The following is a 17281-nucleotide window of genomic DNA, read 5'->3' on the forward strand; positions in this document are numbered from 1 at the left end:
CGGAGACTGAGTGTCCGCCGGCCTCGAACCCGCCTCGATGCGCTTGACGATCCACTGGACCGACCGTCCCCGCCCCACCTCCAAGGCTGTTCATCATGGCAACCGTCTATCTGAGTCTCGGCACCAATCTGGGCGACCGACTCGGCAACCTCGAGCGTGCGGTCGCGCACCTCGCCGAGGTGCTGGATACGCGGGTCCTCTCGCCGGTCTATGAAACCGCCCCCTGGGGGCTGACCGATCAGCGCGATTTCTACAACCTCTGCGTGCGCGGCGAAACCAGACTCGACGCGCCAACGCTGCTGGTCCGGCTCAAGGCCCTGGAACGCAGGCTCGGCCGGGTCGAGGGCACCCCGTGGGGACCGCGCTTGATCGACATCGACCTGCTCTTCTACGACGATCTCGTCCTCGACGAGCCCGCGCTCAAGGTGCCCCATCCGCGCATCCGCGGTCGCGCCTTTGTGCTGATCCCGCTGCTCGATCTGGTCGACGACCTGCGCCATCCGGCGCTCGATTGCTCGATTCGCGCGCTCGCCGCCGAGGTCGATGCCACGACGGTGCGCCGTTTGGATCCAACCCTTGCGGACGAGTTGATCGAGGCGGATGCGGGGCGTGCGCATTGCGCGTGCCCTCGGTCGTGAGGCCGCGCATGTCGCCCGAGCGATCGACGCGGCCTGACGATCAAAGATGGGGGCCACGATCCGGCGGCGTCCGCAACGGGTGGGCACGCCCGCGTCCAGGGCGCGGCGGCTCAGGTGCCCGCGGACGTCTCACGATCGGCACGCCCGAGGCGCAACTCGAAGCGGGTCAGCCCGCCCTGTGAGGATGCGCGCGCGGTGCCGCCGTGCGCCTGCGCGATGGACCTGACGATGGCCAGCCCCAGGCCGCCGCCCTCGCTGTGGCGGGTGCGCGCCGGATCGGCGCGATAGAAGCGGTCGAACAGACGCGAGAGCTGCTCCGGGGGGATGTCCGGACCGGGATTCTCCACCCTGACACAGACCGCGTCGCGCTCGTGCCCCAGCTCGATCCGCACCGACCGGCCCGCCTCGGTATGGCCAATGGCATTGGTCAGCAGATTGCTGAGCGCGCGGCGCAACATCGAGGGGTCGCCGCACGTCTGCGCCTCGCCGGCCAGCTCCAGACCGACCCCGCGCTCCTCCGCCCAGGCCTCGAAGTACTCGAACAGCGCGCGCGCCTCATCGGCCAGATCGACGACCGTCGTCCCCGGCCGCAGCAGCCCGTGGTCGGCCTGGGCGAGGAACAGCATGTCGTTGATCATGCGCGCGAGCCGCTCGTATTCCTCCAGGCTCGAATAGAGGATCTCGCGATACTGCTCGGGCTCGCGCACGGCGCCGAGCGCCACCTGGGTCTGCAGCGTCAGGTTGGAGAGGGGCGTGCGCAGCTCGTGGGCGACGTCCGCGGAAAAGTCCGACAGGCGCCGGAAGCTCTCTTCGAGACGCGCCAGCATGTTATTGAAGTCATCCACCAGGACCTTGATCTCGACCGGCACGCCGGCCTCGGGCAGACGCGCGTCGAGACGGCTCGCGTCGAGCGTGGCGACGTGCGAGGTCACGCGCCGCAGCGGACGCAGACCCATGCGCACCGCTCCCCAACCGAGCCCGGCGGCGGCGACGGCGGTGAGCGCGACGGAGAGTCCCAGGACATGGCGCAGACTCGCCATGAAGCGCTGGTGATGGCCGATATCGATGCCCATGGCCACCCATGCCGACTCGCCTCCCCGCGGCCCCAGCGGCAGCTCGACGAGCACCCCGCGAAAGCCGTACGGACCGCGCCGCCACTGGAGCCAGCGCGGCGGGTCGCCCGCCGCGCGCGACGGCGGCGCGGCCTCGCCCGGCTCGAAGGTGTTCCTCGGCAACAGGCCGGCGCGGCGCTCGAAGATCAGCTCACCCTCTGCCGTGCGCACCCACAACACCATGTCGGGGTGGCCGATGACGATGTCCTCGAGCCGTTTCTTCAGGGCGGACCTCGTCTCCATGGTGCCCAGCAGACGCTGCACCAGCGCGAGCTTGCCCGAGAGATCCTCGCGATCGAGGGCGCGGAAGTGCGCCGCGACCGCCCGCTCCAGCGTCCACCCGAGCCCGACCAGCAGCGCCGTGGTCGAGAGCGCGAACAGCAGGCTCAGCCGGACGGTCAGCGACGGGGTCCTCACGCCGGCACGTCCAGGACGTAGCCCATGCCGCGGACGGTCTGGATGAGACGCGGCTCGAAGTCGTTGTCGATCTTCAGGCGCAGTCGGCGCACCGCCACGTCGACGACGTTGGTGTCGCTGTCGAAGTTCATGTCCCACACCGACGAGGCGATCAGCGAGCGCGGCAGCACCTCGCCACGGCGGCGCAGGAAGAGCTCGAGCAGGGCATACTCCTTGGCCGTGAGCTCGATGCGCTGCCCCGCGCGCGTCACCCGGCGACGCAGCAGATCGACCTCCAGATCGGCGGCCCGCAGCACGGACGGCTCGCTCGGCGCGCGGCCGCGGCGCAGCAGGGTGCGCACGCGGGCGAGCAGCTCGGCGAAGGCGAAGGGCTTGACCAGATAGTCGTCGGCGCCCAGCTCGAGCCCCTTGACGCGATCCTCGACCTGATCGCGCGCGGTCAGGAAGAGCACGGCGAGATGCGGATGGCCGCGACGCAGCCCCTGGAGCACCTGCCAGCCATCGAGACCGGGCAGCATCACGTCCAGCACGACGAGATCGTACTCGCCGCTCTCGGCCTGGTGGAGCCCATCGAAGCCGTTGTCGACCAGATCCACCACGTAGCCGGCCTCTCCGAGGCCCTGACGCAAGTAGCTCCCGGTCTTCGGCTCGTCCTCGACAATCAAAATCTTCATCGTCTCTCCGATCTGTGACGCGGCGCCGCGGGCCGTTGCGGGCACGCGGCGGGGTCCGTCCGGATGCGTCCAAGGCTCGATGACAGCCTTGTCATCCTCCTGTCATGGCGTTGTGCGGGGTCGCGTCCAAGACTCTGAGACGACGATGACAGGCCGCTCGATCAGGGACGCCGGTCATGTCCGGGGCGAGCCCCGCACGACGAGACGGCGCCGCGGCCCGGACGACAGACCGCGCACCGCTCGGCTTCCATCCTATGAGACCTCGGGAGAGACCGATGAACGCATTCCGATGTATCACCCCCACTGGCCTCGCGCTGACCACCGTCCTGATGCTGCCCGGACTTGCCGCGGCCGGGGCGAGCGCGCCGGCGGCGAGCGCCGCGCCCGCCGCGCAGATGCCCGCCATGATGCAACGAATGACGGCGATGCAGGAACGGATGCAGACGATCCGCGCCACCCAGGACCCCGGCAAGCGGATGGCGCTGATGCAGCAACAGATGCACGACATGCAGGCCAACATGGACCAGATGTCGACCGCCATGAGCGGATGCAACATGGTGCAGAAGCGCGACCACATGGACATGATGTCGGGCGGCATGTCGGGCGGCATGGGACCATCCGGCGCCGGACGGGGACCTCACGACCACGCGGGAGCGGGCGCCTCCGAGTGATCGCCGCGCGGGCGGAGGCGATACCGCGTCCAGTCGCCCGGTGGCACTGAGTCGCGCCGAGCGACCCGGCGCTCGCGCCCGGCCCGACGCACGGGGTCGGGCTCGGGCGGAACGATGTCCGCGTGACCACGCCGTGCCCGGCGGGCACGGCTCATCCTGACGCCCCGGCCCCGAGCAACACGCCCCTTCCCCACCAGTCGACCGCACACCCGCCCCGGCCCCACACCGATGACGGGCCCCGCCCGCGCGACAGGCACCCGCGCGCAGGCGCAACCGGCGCGCCGCCGGTTTCCCGCAGCGATCCTCGCGCCCCGCCCCGCGGCGGCTCGATGACAACCTTGTCATGCTCGCGTCATCCGCGCGTTTGCGACCGAGCGGCAGACTGTTCCCCAACGACAGGACGTTGACCCTGGGCCATCGGCCATCACGGGACATCCGGGACACCTGTTCATCTCGTCTGCAATCGCAAGGGGCTAAACCCGATGAAGACTCAACTGACCGCACTCACGCTCGCGCTCCTCGCCGGCCAGGCATCCGCCGGCCACAGCTATGGCGCCTTCGGCACCGGCAACCCGGACCTCGAGGTCGGACATCCCCAGCCGGTGGTCCAGACCGCCCGGGCCGGATCGGACCAGGCGCCCTTCGACTTCCACCAGGGAATGTCCAGCCCGGACATCTCCCCGGTGCCGCAGCGGGCAGATGCCTCGGCGCGGGCCGAAAGGGCATCGTTCGACGCCTATCAGGGCCTCTCCAGCCCCGACATCGCGCCCTGAGGTTGGCTGGCCGTCGAGGCGTGCGGCTCCCTGCCCCCGCGCCGTGCCCGCGGCCCCTGCGACCGCCCCACTTCTGGTCACACCCACTCCGGCACAGCGTGCCCGGGGCGATGGGCGAATCAGGCGAAGGCCGGTGGCGGCGCGCCGTCACACACCGACTGGAGCGGGCGGCCATCGTCCGGTCGTCGCTCCGCGACACCACTCGAAACGGAGGAGATCACCATGATAGGCAGCGGATTTGGCGCGGGCGTCGGGATTCACGGGCTGGGCATGGTCCTGTTCTGGGGCTTGCTGATCCTGGGGATCGTCTGGCTGGTGCGGGGCCTCTCGGGACGGGGACCGGCCACGAACCGCGGTGAGCGCAGCGCCCGCGAGATCCTCGACGCGCGTTTCGCCCGCGGCGAGATCGATGCCGAGGAATACGGGCGCAAGCGCAAGCAGCTGACTCGGGACACGCGCATGACCGGCGCGGATCACTGAACTCGACACGGGGGAATCGAATGAGCCAGACCTTCACCTGCCCGATGCACCCCGAGGTGGTCCAGGACCACCCCGGAGACTGCCCCAAGTGTGGCATGGCGCTGGAGTCCGTCGGGGCGCCGCCCGCCCACACCCGATACGTCTGCCCGATGCACCCCGAGGTGGTCCAGGACCACCCCGGGGACTGTCCCAAGTGCGGCATGGCGCTGGAGCCGAGCACCGCCGCGCCCGGGGAGACGGCCAACCCCGAGCTCACCGACATGACCCGGCGGTTCTGGGTGAGCACGGCCCTCGCCCTGCCGCTCTTCGTGCTGGCCATGCTCGCCGACCTGGCGCCGCAGTGGCTCCCCGCCGGCGTCACCATGCGCCAGGTGCAGTGGATCGAGCTGTTCCTCGCCACACCCGTGGTGCTCTGGGGCGGCTGGCCGCTGCTGGCGCGGGGCTGGCGCTCGCTCGTGACCTGGAATCTCAACATGTTCACCCTGATCGGGCTCGGCGTCAGCGTCGCCTGGTCCTACAGCCTGATCGCACTGCTGCTGCCCGAGCTCTTTCCCGCGCTCATGCGCCGCGCCGACGGCACGGTCGCGGTCTATTTCGAGGCCGCCGCGGTCATCACCACCCTGGTACTGCTGGGACAGGTGCTGGAGCTGCGCGCGCGCTCACGCACCAACGACGCCATCAAACTCCTGCTCGGTCTGGCGCCCAAGACCGCCCGCCTGATTCGCCCGGACGGGACCGAGGAGGACGTCCCCCTGGATCGGATCGCCCGAGACGACCGGCTGCGGGTGCGCCCCGGCGAGAAGATCCCGGTCGATGGGGTGGTGCTGGAGGGCAGCAGCCGGGTCGACGAGTCGATGATCTCCGGCGAGCCCGTCCCCGTGCCCAAGCAGGCCGGCGACCGGCTGATCGGCGCCATGCTCAACGAGACCGGCGCCCTGGTGATGCGCGCCGAGCAGGTCGGCGGCGACACCCTGCTGGCGCGGATCGTCGCGCTGGTCAGCGAGGCGCAACGCTCGCGCGCGCCCATCCAGGGACTGGCCGACCGGGTCGCGAGCGGGTTCGTGCCGGCGGTGGTACTGGTCGCGCTGATCACCTTCGGCGTCTGGTCGCTGTGGGGACCGGAGCCGCGTCTGGCCCATGCCGTGGTCAACGCGGTGGCGGTGCTCATCATCGCCTGCCCCTGCGCCCTGGGACTGGCCACGCCCATCTCCATCATGGTCGCCACCGGACGCGGCGCGGGGCTCGGCATCCTGGTCAAGAACGCCGAGGCGCTCGAACTGATGAGCAAGGTCGACACCCTGGTGATCGATAAGACCGGCACCCTCACCGAGGGGCGCCCGAGTCTGGTCTCGGTCGAGGCCACGGACGGATTCGATGAGGCGGAGCTGCTGCGCCTGGCCGCCAGTCTGGAGCAGGCGAGCGAACATCCGCTGGCCGCCGCCATCGTGCGCGGCGCCCAGACGCGCGAACTCACGCTCGAACCGCCGGAGGACTTCGCCTCCCACACCGGCCAGGGCGTCACCGGCCGGGTCGCGGGACGCATGGTGGCGGTGGGCACCGCGGCACTGCTCGAGGGGCTGGGCATCGACGGACGTCCGCTCCGGGAGGCGGCCGAGACGCGGCGCGGACAGGGGCAGACGGTGATGCTGGTGGCGCTCGACGGCCGCGCGGTCGGTCTGCTCGGCGTGGCCGACCCGATCAAGTCGACCACCCCCGAGGCGCTCGCGGTACTGGTCGCCGAGGGCGTCGAGGTGATCATGCTCACCGGCGACCACCGGGCCACCGCCACAGCGGTCGCCGAGCAGCTCGGCATCGCACGCTTCGAGGCCGGTGTGCGGCCCGAACGCAAGGGCGAGATCGTCAAGGAGCTACAGGCCGAGGGGCGGATCGTGGCCATGGCCGGGGACGGCATCAACGACGCCCCGGCGCTGGCCCAGGCCCAGGTCGGCCTCGCCATGGGCACCGGCACCGACGTCGCCATGGAGAGCGCCGGCATCACCCTGGTCAAGGGCGATCTGCGCGGCATCGCCCGCGCCCGCCAACTCTCGCACGCCACCCTGCGCAACATCCGCCAGAACCTGATGTTCGCCTTCGGCTACAACGGCCTCGGCGTGCCGATCGCCGCCGGCGCGCTCTATCCGTTCTTCGGGCTGCTGCTCTCGCCGATGATCGCCGCGGCCGCCATGAGCTTCAGCTCGGTGTCGGTGATCACCAACGCGCTGCGGCTGAGCCGGGAGCGGCTGTGACATGCGCAGGGAGCTGTGACATGCGCCGGGATTGGCGCGATTGCCGCGGGGCAGGCGCATCGGGCGCAGGATGCGGTGACCGGGAAGGTCTCTCCCGCCATTCGAGGATGGCCCCGAAACCATCCCGCCTGGCGCAATCCGCGCACCGATCGAAAGGCACCTAACGGATCTTGTGTCGCACCAGGCGGTAATGTAGACGGGGATCCGACGCCAGCCCGGAACACCCCGGGATCGCCTTCTCGAACCTTGCGCCGGCGGACGCGCGATCAGAGGCCCGAACGCGATTGCAGTCTCCCCCGATCGCCGGCGACACCGCCGCAAGGCGCGCCGCGCACCGCCGGATCGACACCAACCGGCAGGTTCTGACGCATCGCGCCGATGCGCTGCTCTTGCACTGCTCCGCCAAGCCACCAAATCAATCATGGATTGATCCAGCCGGGTGCCGAGTGCGCCCTTCAGGTCTCTCCTTCCGGGATTACAGCTATTTGTTGGTTTCACAATAGAGACAGGACGCATCACGTTGTTCAATCGTTACCGATAGAATCAATAGGGATACGATGCAAACTCAAGATGGCGATCAGAGCAATGGATTTCCGGTCTCGACCGGCGACGGCATCTGCAGGGTCCTCGTTTCGAAGGAATTGTCGGTCGTCGAAGCCGTGCCCTTTCGAAACGCCGTCCGTACGCTCTGCGAGGCGTCCGAGCGCCCCATGAAGCTGGTGCTCGACTTCTCCAGGACCAGCTTCCTCGACAGCAGCGGGATCGGCGCACTGGCCAGTTGCATGAAGATGTCCCAGGCCAGCGGCGTCGCACTCGTCGTCACCGAACTCCGCCCGGAGGTCAGGTCCGTGCTGGCCATGACCGGACTCGACAAGGTGCTGACGATCGAGTCGGACGGCTCGAGCCGGGAGGAAGAGAGCACAGTCGATGCTGGTCTCCTGCCGGTCACCCACCCCTCGGTCCGTTCCAAGGCAAAGCGCGTCATCGACGTCCTCGGCTCGCTCATCGGCCTGGGCATCACCGCCCTGCTCTTCATCCCCATCGCGATCGCCATCAAGCGCGACAGCCCCGGCCCCATCCTGTTCAACCAGACCCGCTGCGGCTGGATGGGCAGACGTTTCAAGCTGTGGAAGTTCCGCTCCATGGTCCCGGATGCCGAGGCGCGCAAGGGCGAGATCCGGAACGAGGCCGAGGGGGCCATCTTCAAGGCGCAGAACGACCCCCGCATCACCAGGGTGGGTCGCTTTCTGCGCCGCACCAGCCTGGACGAGCTGCCGCAGTTCTGGAACGTGCTGCAGGGCTCCATGAGCCTGGTCGGCACGCGCCCGCCGACCCCGGACGAGATCGACCAGTACGACGTCCCCGAGTGGCGCCGGCTCGACGTCAAACCGGGCATCACCGGCGAGTGGCAGGTCAACGGTCGCTCGTCGATCAAGAGCTTCGAGGACATCATCCGGCTCGACCTGCGCTATCAGCGCAACTGGAGCCTCTGGTATGACATCAAGCTGATGCTCAAGACCATCCTCGTCGTCTTCAACAAGGACAGCGGTGCCATGTAGCAGTCCTGTCGCGACAGGAGCCCCACCTGTACACGGCGACCGGCACAGAGGCGGCCCAGCCAGGGAGACCGTTCCATGCCCTCGATCCTCTTTCTCACCCCGGAACTGCCCTACCCGCCGCACAGCGGTGGCCGCATCAAGAGCTGGAAGCTGGTCGAACACCTGGGCGCGCACGCCGATCTCGGACTGGCCTGCGCGCTCAAGGGCGACGACGAGGCCCATGTGGCGGACTTCCGACGCCAGGCGCGGCTCGCCGAGCTGGTCAGCGCGCCGGTCAAGGTCCCGCGCACCGCGCGCACGCTCATCGCCAGCTACCTCCGGCGCATCCCGCTCAACGTGCTGCGCACGCGCTCCGAGCCGCTCGCGCGCACGATCAGCGCCATCGCCCCGCGCTACGACCTCATCTTCTGCGACCACTACGAGGTCTTCCAATACGTCCCCAGGGACTATGCCGGGCCGGTCGTCCTGCACGAGCACAACGCCTATTTCCTGATGTGGAAGCGCTATGCCGAGACCGGCGCCAACCCGGCGATGCGCCTGGCGAGCCATCTGGAATCTCTGCGGGTGCGCCGTTACGAGCTGGCGGCCTGCCGCCGCGCCGATCTGGTCTTCGCCTCGCCCAACGACATCGACAGCCTGGTCGAGGCCGGCGCGGATCGCGCGAAGTGCCGCGTGACCTATCACCTCGGCGACGAAACGACCCTGGGTCGGCCGCCGCTCGACTACGCCAGCACCCGGCCCATCCTGCTCTATGTCGGCACCCTGACCTGGGAGGCGAATGTCGACGGACTGCTCTGGTTCCTCGAGACGGTCTGGCCTGAGGTCGGACGGAGGCACCCGGACGCGCGCGTTCAGATCGCCGGCAGGAATCCCGACCCCAGACTGCGGCGCGCCGCGGCGGCGGACCCCAGGATCGAGCTGCTCGGGTTCGTCGCGGATCTGGAGCCCCTGTTCCAGCGCAGCCGCGTCTTCATCGCCCCGCTGCGCTTCGGCGCCGGCATCAAGGTCAAGGTCCTGAGCGGCATGGGACGCGGACTGCCGACGGTGACGACCTCGGTCGGCAGCGAGGGGCTGGAGGTCGAGCACATGCGCCATGCCGCCATCGCCGACACCGCCCCGGAGACGATCGCCGCGATCGACACCCTGCTCACCGACCGCGCGCGCTGGGAGGCGATGGCCGGCGCCTCCCGCGCGCTGATCGAGGAGAGCTACAGCTGGGGGCCGCTGCTGCGCGACATGCAGCGCGAACTCGACACCCTGCTCGGAGGACGCCGGTGATGAGCGCCAAGGTCTATATCGTCCTGGTCAACTGGAACGGTTGGGCCGACAGCATCGAATGTCTGGAGTCCGTCTTCCGCCAGCATTACGACGACTACCGCGTGGTGCTCTGCGACAACGCCTCGGCGGACGGCTCGCTCGAACGGCTGGCGGACTGGGCATCGGACCGCGCGCCCTTCTGCCCGCCGGCGGACTCACCGCTGCGCCGTCTGAGCGATCCGCCGCTCCCGAAACCGATCGACTTTGCCCGCCTCGACCGAGCGAGCGCCGAGCGCGCAGAGCTGGCAACCGACCCGCCCCTGCTGCTGGTCGACACCGGCGACAACCTGGGCTTCGCCGGTGGCAACAACGTCGGTCTGCGCTACGTCCGGGCGCGCGGCGACGCGGACTATGTCTGGCTGCTGAACAACGACACCGTGGTGGAGCCGGACTGTCTCGCCAACATGGTGCGTCGCCTGGAGCGCGAGCCGCGCCCCGCCACCTGCGGCTCGCGCGTGCTCTTCTACGACGACCCCGGGGTCGTGCAGGCGCTCGGCGGCAGCCGCTTCAACCGCTGGACGGCGATCGCCTCGCAGTCCCTCGGCCGCTTCCTGCCCGACGAGACGCCGGTCGACCCCGCCGCCTACGAGCGGCGCCTGGACTACATCGTCGGCTGCTCCTGGCTGCTGCCCGGATGCTATCTCGACGAGGTCGGACTCATGGACGAGCGCTATTTCCTCTATTACGAGGAGATCGACTGGGTGCTGGAGGCCAGGGGGCGATATGCGCTCTGCTACGCCGACGACGCTCGTCTCTATCACAAGGAGGGCCGGAGCGTCGGGACGCCGACGGGGGAACGCACCTCGACGCTCCGATCGGACTTCTACATCTTTCGCAACAAGCTCCGGATCACCCGGAAACACTTTCCGCTGGGCCTGCCGAGCGTCTATCTGTCGTCGATCGTTCAGGCCCTGCGCCGCGCCCGGCGCGGTCAGTGGGACAAGTGCTGGCTGATCCTCGCAATCCTGCTCGGCAAACGCCGATTCAAGGCGCTATGAGGTGTTGGCGACCACACGCCGCGCTCGCGGCACCAGCCCCATGTCCTCGTACAGACAGGCGGTGATCCCGACGGTGAAGGCCGCCGTGGTCAGCCCCTGCATATAGGCCAGCCCCGGATTGAGGATCAGGTTCAGCGTGAGCGCGGTCATCATCATCAACAGCGACCAGATCAGGGGATGATGGACACCGTGCCGCTTTCGGTAATACCAGTTGGTCTTGATCAGGCGGAACAGCACATAGAAATTGGCGAACAGATAGAGAAACACCCCGAGGAAGCCGTATTTGAAGGCCGTCCCGACGATCCCGAGATCGTCCGGAAAGAACTTGGGACCGAAGACATCCTGATAGGTCTTGCTGTAGCCGCTCGATTGGCCGAACCCGATGATTGGATGCTCCAGCGCCGTCTGCCAGGCGATGACATAGGCCTTGGCGCGGACGTCCGCGCCCTCGGCGTTCATGAAGGCATCGACCAGCGTCGAACCGGCGGCCAGCAGCACAATGAGCCCGACCGGCACCACCAGCACCAGCAGATTGGCGCGGTTCGGACGGCTGAGAAAGATCGGATAGAGCAGCATGGCCATGGCGACCGTCGCCATCTGCGAACGGGCCATGATCAGCGACCAGACATAGCCGACGAGCAGGAGCGGGACGACCCACAGGACCTTTCTCAGCAGACTTCGATCCTGGAAAAGACGGATCGATGCATAACAAGTCAGGATGATGAGGGCGAAGGTCGGCGGCTTGAGCCGATAGCCGCGCCATTCATCATAGGTGACCAGATAGGACATGTAACCGGCGGAAAAATAGGCAGCCTCCAGATCGACCCTGTGATAGCTGATGATGTAATTGAGGATGATAATGATGAGGCTGACGACGAACAGCCTGTGCATCTCCTCGACCGGGAAGCCGAGCCTGTAGAGGAAATAGAGGGTCGGCGCCAGAAACAGGATCAGGAACTCACGCGAGGCGAAGAGGCTCGGCATGATGGAGACCCCCGCATTGAGGGCGAATGCGGCCGATGCACTCAGCATCACATAGCCGACGATCAGGGGCGCCGACCAGAACCACCACGACCAGCGAATGGTTCGATCGGTGAGCGCGGTGAAGACCGCACCGTAAAAGAAGAGCAGGAAGGTCAGTGCCAGCCCGACCTCCTGAAACCTGTTGTTCGCGAAATACTTTCCGCCCTGATAGCCGGCAAAGAAGATCAGGATGAACAGGAAACCGACGATGCTCTTGACCGAGAGTCGCACTGAGTTTGGCACTGTGCTTTACACGACGTTGCGTACGAAAACCAGGGGTGAGACGGGGGCGGGTCGTGACATCCTGGCGAGTCGCGTCCGCATGACGATCGATGCGCTATTGGGGATCGCGACATTCCTGGCGCCGAGTCTAATCCTGACGACCGGAATCCGCAGGGCGATCGCGCCAGGACATGTGCAAATGCCGCTGGATGACCGCCTCTTCGGTCAGCGACACGCAGACCGTGCGATCGCCGCGACCGGAGACCCATTGCCCCTGACCAGACGCCGGTCGATCACGCCCCGCCCGGCCACTGCTCGATCCTCGGGGGCTGTCTCCACAGGTGGCCACAGGGGTTGGACACATCAATGTATTGAATGAAAAACCAGGAACCCTTGATGCGATAGCCCTGCCGATATCCGAGACCCGCCGCATCGAGTCGAGACCGTTTCGGGGGGCGTTTTATCCATCGTCACCCGTTCGATCGAGCCATGAGGAGAGACATGTCCAGGATCGCCTTGATCACACCCAGCTATGCCCCGGATTTCGACCGTTGTCGAATCCTCTGCGACAGCGTCGAGCGTTTCCTCTGCGGTCATGACGAGCACCTGATCATCGTCGATCGTCAGGACCAGGCGCTCTTCGCCAGGCTCGTCACACCGCGCACGCGGCTGTTGCTGAAGGAGGAGATCCTGCCCGGCTGGCTGCACAAGATCCCGTTCAGCCGCAAGTGGTGGCTGAATCTGCGCGGACTGCCGGTGCGCGGCTGGATCCTGCAACAGATCGTCAAGCTCTCGGTCGCCGAGGCCACCGCTGCCGACCTCTTCGTCTTCGCCGACTCGGACGTCGTCTTCATCCGTCCCTTCGACTGCGCCGACGTGCTCGACGCACAGGGCCGAGCCAGGCTCTATGCCGGTCCGCGCAAGCCCGAGGACGTGGCCGATCCCAGGCACCGCGCCTGGTATCGCTTCGCCGGCAAGCTCTTCGGGCTCACCGGGGAGGGATTCCAGCAGCACGACTACATCAGCCAGCTCGTCGTCTGGCGGCGCGAGACCCTCGAGCAGCTCACCTCGCGGATCGCCGCGCAGGCCGGACGCCCCTGGCAGGCGGTATTGGCCAATACGCTGGATTTCTCCGAGTACGAACTCTATGGCATCTTCGCCGAGCACGTGCTCGGGTCGCGCTCGGGGCATTTCCTCACCGACGCCGAGCTCAGCTACTGCTCATGGCATCACCCCATCGCCAGCCGAGAGGATCTGCTGGGATTCCTGCGGGATATCCCGGATCGCTATCCCGCCGTACTGATCCAGTCCAATCTCGGGATAGAGCCGGCGGATTATGCGAGAATCCTGGGTCAGCTCGAATGAGCGAAAGGAGTCGCCCAAGGATCTTCGATGTCTGTCCGCTCCGTCGCCTATGCAGCGCTCGCCGCCATGATCCTGACGACCGCTTGCTCGTCCTCCGGCCCGATCCGCGCGAAGCAGGTCGTCACCGAAGACGCCTATGCGAACGCCGAGACACGCGTGCGACCGCTCCCCGAGGATGAGCCCGCCATCTCGGCCCGGTCGCTCGCGGCGCGCAAGGAGCGCCCGATCCGCGTCCACTCCGCCGTCGTGCTCATCGACGATGGCGGCACCATGCGCGAGGATGCGCCGCCCCCCTTCGAGACCCGCGCCGCGCTCGCGCGAGCGCTCGCGGGCCGGCTCAAGGCGACACTCTCCCACCCCGGCCCAGACGGTCGCTTGACCACCCGTCCGATCCAGCTCCGCATCGAGCAGCTCAGCGATCGCGACGGCTGGCGTCCCAGGCTGACCGAGGCACTGACCGACGTCGACGCCCGACTGACCGGCACGGGCGGCGAGACCGCCCTGATCCTCTTGAGCCGCGCCGACCGTCTCGACGAGGACACGGTACGCCTGGTCGAGCGCATGCAGGCACGCCGGGGCGATGGGCTCTGCGTGCATCTCGTCACCGTCGGCGACGCGTCGGCCTGCTTCAAGCTGCGCCGATTCGACAGCTGTGGGAGCGCCGTGCGCGACGTCGATATCGCAACCCCCGAGACCATGGCCGCCCATGCCCTGAGACTCTTCTACGGCGACCCGCCGGATAGCGACGGGGATGGCATCCAGGACTACAGGGACAGGTGTCCGGGCACCCGTCCGGGCACCCGGATCAATTGGGAGGGCTGCCCCTTCGACCAGCAGGCGCTGATGCACCTGCTCCCCGACGAGATCGTCCGCGAAGGCCGGGCACTGCCCCCGCCCTCGCGCCTCTAGCCCCGGGAGATCCGATGGAACCGCTCATCTCGACCCGACTCGCACGCGCGCTCCGCCTCGGCCCGATGCTGCTGTTGCTGGGGGGCCTGTCCGGTCTCGCCCAGGGCCAGCAGCTGCCGATCCTGGAGTCGCTCGGCGAGCAGCAGGTCGTCGAGCGGATGCAGGCGGCGCCCGATGGGGACGACGAGCCCCTGGAGCAGCCGGTCATCCCCACGACCCTCCCCGTTGAGTCGCCGCTCCAGCAACCGATACCGGAGGAGCCGGCCTCGGCCATCGAGGAACGCGCCGCCGAGAAGCTCGACGAGGTCAGCCTGGAGGAGAAGATCCAGAAGCAGATCCTCCAGTCCGAGCTGAAGCAGTTCGGCTACGACCTCTTCGACCAGACCCCCACCACCTTCGCTCCGGTCACCGACCTTCCGGTCCCGAGCGACTATGTCATCGGTCCGGGCGACACCCTGGTGGTCCAGGTCTACGGCAAGCTCAACGTGGAGTACAGCCTGGTCGTCACCCGCGACGGCCGACTGCTGGTGCCCGAACTCGGCCCCATCCAGGTCGGCGGACTGCGCTTCGACGAGGTCCGCGACCTGCTGCGCGCCCGCTTCGAGCAGCAGATCGTCGGCGCCAAGGCGGTGACCACCATGGGGGCCTTGCGCACCATCCAGGTCCTGGTCGTCGGCGAGGTCGTCAAGCCCGGCAACTACAGCGTCAGCGGGCTGTCGACCCTGCTGAACACGCTGATCACCTCCGGCGGCGTCAAGCGCACCGGGACCCTGCGCAGGATCGAGCTCAAGCGCGACGGCCAGGTGAGCGCCACGCTCGATCTCTACGACGTCCTGCTCGGCGGAGACACCTCGGGCGACGTCCAGCTCCAGCATCGCGACGTCATCTTCGTGCCGCCGATCGGCCCCACCGTCGGCGTCGCCGGTGAGGTTCAGCGTCCGGCGATCTACGAGCTGCGCCGCCCACGCCGCGTCGAGGAGCTGCTCGAACTGGCCGGCGGACTGCTCCCGACCGCCTCGCTGGCCGATGCCCAGATCGAGCGCATCCAGGACGGCGACCGCTACACCCTGGTCGATGCCCCGCTGGACGAGGCCAGCGGCCGGGCGACCCAGACCCGACCGGGCGACACCCTGCGCATCTTCCCGGTGACCCCCTCGATGGACGGCGTGGTACTGCTCAGCGGCCACGTGCTGCGCCCCGGCGGCTTCCAGCACCGACCCGGCATGCGCGTCTCCAGCTTGCTGACCTCGCCGCGCATCCTCAGACCCAACGCCGACGTCTCCTATGGCCTGCTGCGGCGCGAGAGCCCGGAGACACGGCGCATCCAGATCGGCTATCTGGACATCGCAAGCATCCTGCGCCGTACGGGGGGGCGAGCCGATCTCGTGTTGCAACCACGCGACGAGGTGATCGTCTTCGACCTCGCGGTACCGCGCTCGCAGCGCGTCGCCAATCTGGTACGCGACCTGCGCACCCAGGCCGAGCCCGGCCGCTACCCGCCCATGGTGGTCGATGTCCGCGGTCAGGTCCGCGCCACCGGCACCTTCCCGCTCGCCGCCGAGGCCCGTCTGCTCGACGTCATCGGCTTCGCCGGCGGGGTCTTGGAGGAGGCGGACCGACGCTACGGGCTGGTCGCCCGCAAGCACTACACCGGCGGCCGGCTCCAGTTCCTGTCCTTCAGTCTGGATCGTGCCCGCGCCGCGCCGCACGGCAGCGAGAACCTGCTGATCTACCCGGAAGACACCATCTATGTCTTCGACCGGCAAAGCGAGCGCAGCGCGATCATCGCCGACGACATGGATCTGCTCGTGCAGCAGACACCCTATGGCGAGGCCTCCCCGGTCATCTACGTGCGCGGCGAGGTCCGCCATCCCGGACGCTATCCGCTCGAGCCCGGCATGCGCGTCGCCGACCTGCTGCGCGCCGCGGGCGGGCTGAGCGAGGAGGCCTACGGGCTCTCCGCGGAGCTGACCAGCTTCGAGCTGCTGCAAGGCGAGTACCGGGCCGTCCAGCACCGCCAGATCGACCTCGCCGAGGTCGCGCTGGATGACGAGAGCGGACGCATCCTCGAGCCGCACGACGAGCTGGTCCTGCACCGCAAGCCCAACTGGTTGGGACGCGCCAGCGTCACCCTCGCCGGCGAGATCCGCTTTCCCGGCGACTACCCCATCACCCGCGGCGAGACGCTCTGCCAGGTCATCAAGCGCGCCGGCGGACTCACCGAGGGTGCTTATCCATTCGGTGCCGTCTTCATTCGCGAGCGGGTGCGTAAGCAGCAACAGCAGGCCCTGGACCGGATCCAGAACAACCTCGACGACCTGCTGGTCAATCTCTCGCTCTCCTTCGGCGTCAGGAACGACGAGAAGACCCCGGCCGGCGAGCGCAAGCAGGAACTCATCAAGGTGATCAAGCAATTGAAGCAGCAGGAGGCCATCGGGCGCATGGTGATCGATCTCGACCGCGCCATGGCCTGCTCGGACGAGGCCAACATCCAGCTCCAGGACGGCGACAAGCTGACCGTGACCGGGATGCAGGAAGAGGTCACGGTGGTCGGCGAGGTCTACCACCCGAGCTCGCACCTCTACCGCAAGGGGCTGAGCAGCGCCGACTACGTCGACCTCAGCGGCGGTACCACGGTGCTTGCCCGGCGCGATCACGTCTTCGTGATGCAGGCCAACGGCGAGATCGTCTCGGTTCGCGGCGGGGACTGGACGCACCGCGCCGGGCGCGTCAGCGTCACCCCGGGCGCCACCATCTATGTCCCGCTCAACGTCGACCGCATGAACAAGCTTGAGGCCGCGCAATCCTGGACCCAGATCCTCTACCATCTCGGCATCACCGCCGCCAGCCTCAACACCGTCGGACTCTTCGACTGAC

14 protein-coding genes are annotated in these 17281 nt (G+C 68.0%); 11 read left to right on the forward strand and 3 right to left on the reverse strand.

Translation table 11 applies throughout. The annotated features are described in order from the left end of the window. Positions 1 to 95: 95 nt before the first annotated feature. Entirely contained in the window at positions 96 to 638 is a 543-nt protein-coding gene (gene folK / locus ACAM26_RS12695; protein ID WP_369613820.1) for a 2-amino-4-hydroxy-6-hydroxymethyldihydropteridine diphosphokinase, read from the forward strand. A 110-nt stretch (positions 639 to 748) separates the two neighbouring features. Here folK and ACAM26_RS12700 read toward each other — a convergent pair whose 3' ends face one another. Beyond that, entirely contained in the window at positions 749 to 2167 is a 1419-nt protein-coding gene (locus ACAM26_RS12700) for a heavy metal sensor histidine kinase (protein ID WP_369613821.1), read from the reverse strand. Further along, entirely contained in the window at positions 2164 to 2841 is a 678-nt protein-coding gene (locus ACAM26_RS12705) for a heavy metal response regulator transcription factor (RefSeq protein ID WP_123140484.1), read from the reverse strand. Before ACAM26_RS12705 ends, ACAM26_RS12700 begins: the two co-directional genes overlap by 4 nt. A 275-nt stretch (positions 2842 to 3116) precedes the next feature. Here ACAM26_RS12705 and ACAM26_RS12710 point away from each other — a divergent pair, with 275 nt between their 5' ends. From ACAM26_RS12710 to ACAM26_RS12740, 7 genes are all read left to right on the forward strand, one after another. Beyond that, entirely contained in the window at positions 3117 to 3512 is a 396-nt protein-coding gene (locus ACAM26_RS12710) for a hypothetical protein (RefSeq protein ID WP_369613822.1), read from the forward strand. 482 nt (positions 3513 to 3994) lie between these two features. Beyond that, positions 3995 to 4285, forward strand: coding sequence for a hypothetical protein (locus tag ACAM26_RS12715; protein WP_123140482.1), 291 nt, complete (start codon positions 3995 to 3997; stop codon positions 4283 to 4285). A gap of 222 nt (positions 4286 to 4507) precedes the next feature. Beyond that, complete coding sequence (locus tag ACAM26_RS12720) at positions 4508 to 4765, forward strand: SHOCT domain-containing protein (protein WP_190288018.1); 258 nt, start codon at positions 4508 to 4510, stop codon at positions 4763 to 4765. Positions 4766 to 4785: 20 nt separating this feature from the next. Then, positions 4786 to 7011, forward strand: coding sequence for a copper-translocating P-type ATPase (locus ACAM26_RS12725; protein WP_369613823.1), 2226 nt, complete (start codon positions 4786 to 4788; stop codon positions 7009 to 7011). Between the two features lie 557 nt (positions 7012 to 7568). After that, positions 7569 to 8570: an exopolysaccharide biosynthesis polyprenyl glycosylphosphotransferase gene (locus ACAM26_RS12730; RefSeq protein WP_123141967.1), complete on the forward strand. Its 1002-nt coding sequence runs from the start codon at positions 7569 to 7571 to the stop codon at positions 8568 to 8570. 75 nt (positions 8571 to 8645) lie between these two features. Beyond that, complete coding sequence (locus ACAM26_RS12735) at positions 8646 to 9848, forward strand: glycosyltransferase (protein ID WP_369613824.1); 1203 nt, start codon at positions 8646 to 8648, stop codon at positions 9846 to 9848. After that, positions 9848 to 10885, forward strand: coding sequence for a glycosyltransferase family 2 protein (locus ACAM26_RS12740; protein ID WP_369613825.1), 1038 nt, complete (start codon positions 9848 to 9850; stop codon positions 10883 to 10885). Before ACAM26_RS12735 ends, ACAM26_RS12740 begins: the two co-directional genes overlap by 1 nt. On the opposite strand, the gene ACAM26_RS12745 is transcribed toward ACAM26_RS12740, so the two are convergent. Then, complete coding sequence (locus ACAM26_RS12745) at positions 10880 to 12139, reverse strand: hypothetical protein (protein WP_123141964.1); 1260 nt, start codon at positions 12137 to 12139, stop codon at positions 10880 to 10882. The genes ACAM26_RS12740 and ACAM26_RS12745 overlap by 6 nt on opposite strands. A 492-nt stretch (positions 12140 to 12631) precedes the next feature. Here ACAM26_RS12745 and ACAM26_RS12750 point away from each other — a divergent pair, with 492 nt between their 5' ends. From ACAM26_RS12750 to ACAM26_RS12760, 3 genes are read left to right on the forward strand one after another with little or no spacing between them, the layout of a single operon-like run. Then, positions 12632 to 13495, forward strand: coding sequence for a DUF6492 family protein (locus ACAM26_RS12750; RefSeq protein WP_369613826.1), 864 nt, complete (start codon positions 12632 to 12634; stop codon positions 13493 to 13495). A 27-nt stretch (positions 13496 to 13522) separates the two neighbouring features. After that, on the forward strand, positions 13523 to 14404 hold the full coding sequence (locus ACAM26_RS12755) for a hypothetical protein (RefSeq protein ID WP_123141962.1): 882 nt from the start codon (positions 13523 to 13525) through the stop codon (positions 14402 to 14404). A gap of 14 nt (positions 14405 to 14418) precedes the next feature. Continuing rightward, complete coding sequence (locus ACAM26_RS12760) at positions 14419 to 17280, forward strand: SLBB domain-containing protein (RefSeq protein ID WP_369613827.1); 2862 nt, start codon at positions 14419 to 14421, stop codon at positions 17278 to 17280. The last annotated feature ends 1 nt before the right edge of the window (position 17281 follow it).

The sequence above is a fragment of the Marichromatium sp. PS1 genome (assembly GCF_041155115.1).
Classification (GTDB): domain Bacteria; phylum Pseudomonadota; class Gammaproteobacteria; order Chromatiales; family Chromatiaceae; genus Marichromatium; species Marichromatium gracile.

Bases quoted from the DNA above. Each gene is read 5' to 3' on its own strand.
- ACAM26_RS12740 (WP_369613825.1), top strand. From the start codon at position 9,848: ATGAGCGCCAAGGTCTATATCGTCCTGGTCAACTGGAACGGTTGGGCC.
- ACAM26_RS12725 (WP_369613823.1), top strand. From the start codon at position 4,786: ATGAGCCAGACCTTCACCTGCCCGATGCACCCCGAGGTGGTCCAGGAC.
- ACAM26_RS12755 (WP_123141962.1), top strand. From the start codon at position 13,523: ATGTCTGTCCGCTCCGTCGCCTATGCAGCGCTCGCCGCCATGATCCTG.
- folK (WP_369613820.1), top strand. From the start codon at position 96: ATGGCAACCGTCTATCTGAGTCTCGGCACCAATCTGGGCGACCGACTC.
- ACAM26_RS12720 (WP_190288018.1), top strand. From the start codon at position 4,508: ATGATAGGCAGCGGATTTGGCGCGGGCGTCGGGATTCACGGGCTGGGC.
- ACAM26_RS12760 (WP_369613827.1), top strand. From the start codon at position 14,419: ATGGAACCGCTCATCTCGACCCGACTCGCACGCGCGCTCCGCCTCGGC.
- ACAM26_RS12730 (WP_123141967.1), top strand. From the start codon at position 7,569: ATGCAAACTCAAGATGGCGATCAGAGCAATGGATTTCCGGTCTCGACC.
- ACAM26_RS12735 (WP_369613824.1), top strand. From the start codon at position 8,646: ATGCCCTCGATCCTCTTTCTCACCCCGGAACTGCCCTACCCGCCGCAC.
- ACAM26_RS12705 (WP_123140484.1), bottom strand. From the start codon at position 2,841: ATGAAGATTTTGATTGTCGAGGACGAGCCGAAGACCGGGAGCTACTTG.
- ACAM26_RS12715 (WP_123140482.1), top strand. From the start codon at position 3,995: ATGAAGACTCAACTGACCGCACTCACGCTCGCGCTCCTCGCCGGCCAG.
- ACAM26_RS12750 (WP_369613826.1), top strand. From the start codon at position 12,632: ATGTCCAGGATCGCCTTGATCACACCCAGCTATGCCCCGGATTTCGAC.
- ACAM26_RS12710 (WP_369613822.1), top strand. From the start codon at position 3,117: ATGAACGCATTCCGATGTATCACCCCCACTGGCCTCGCGCTGACCACC.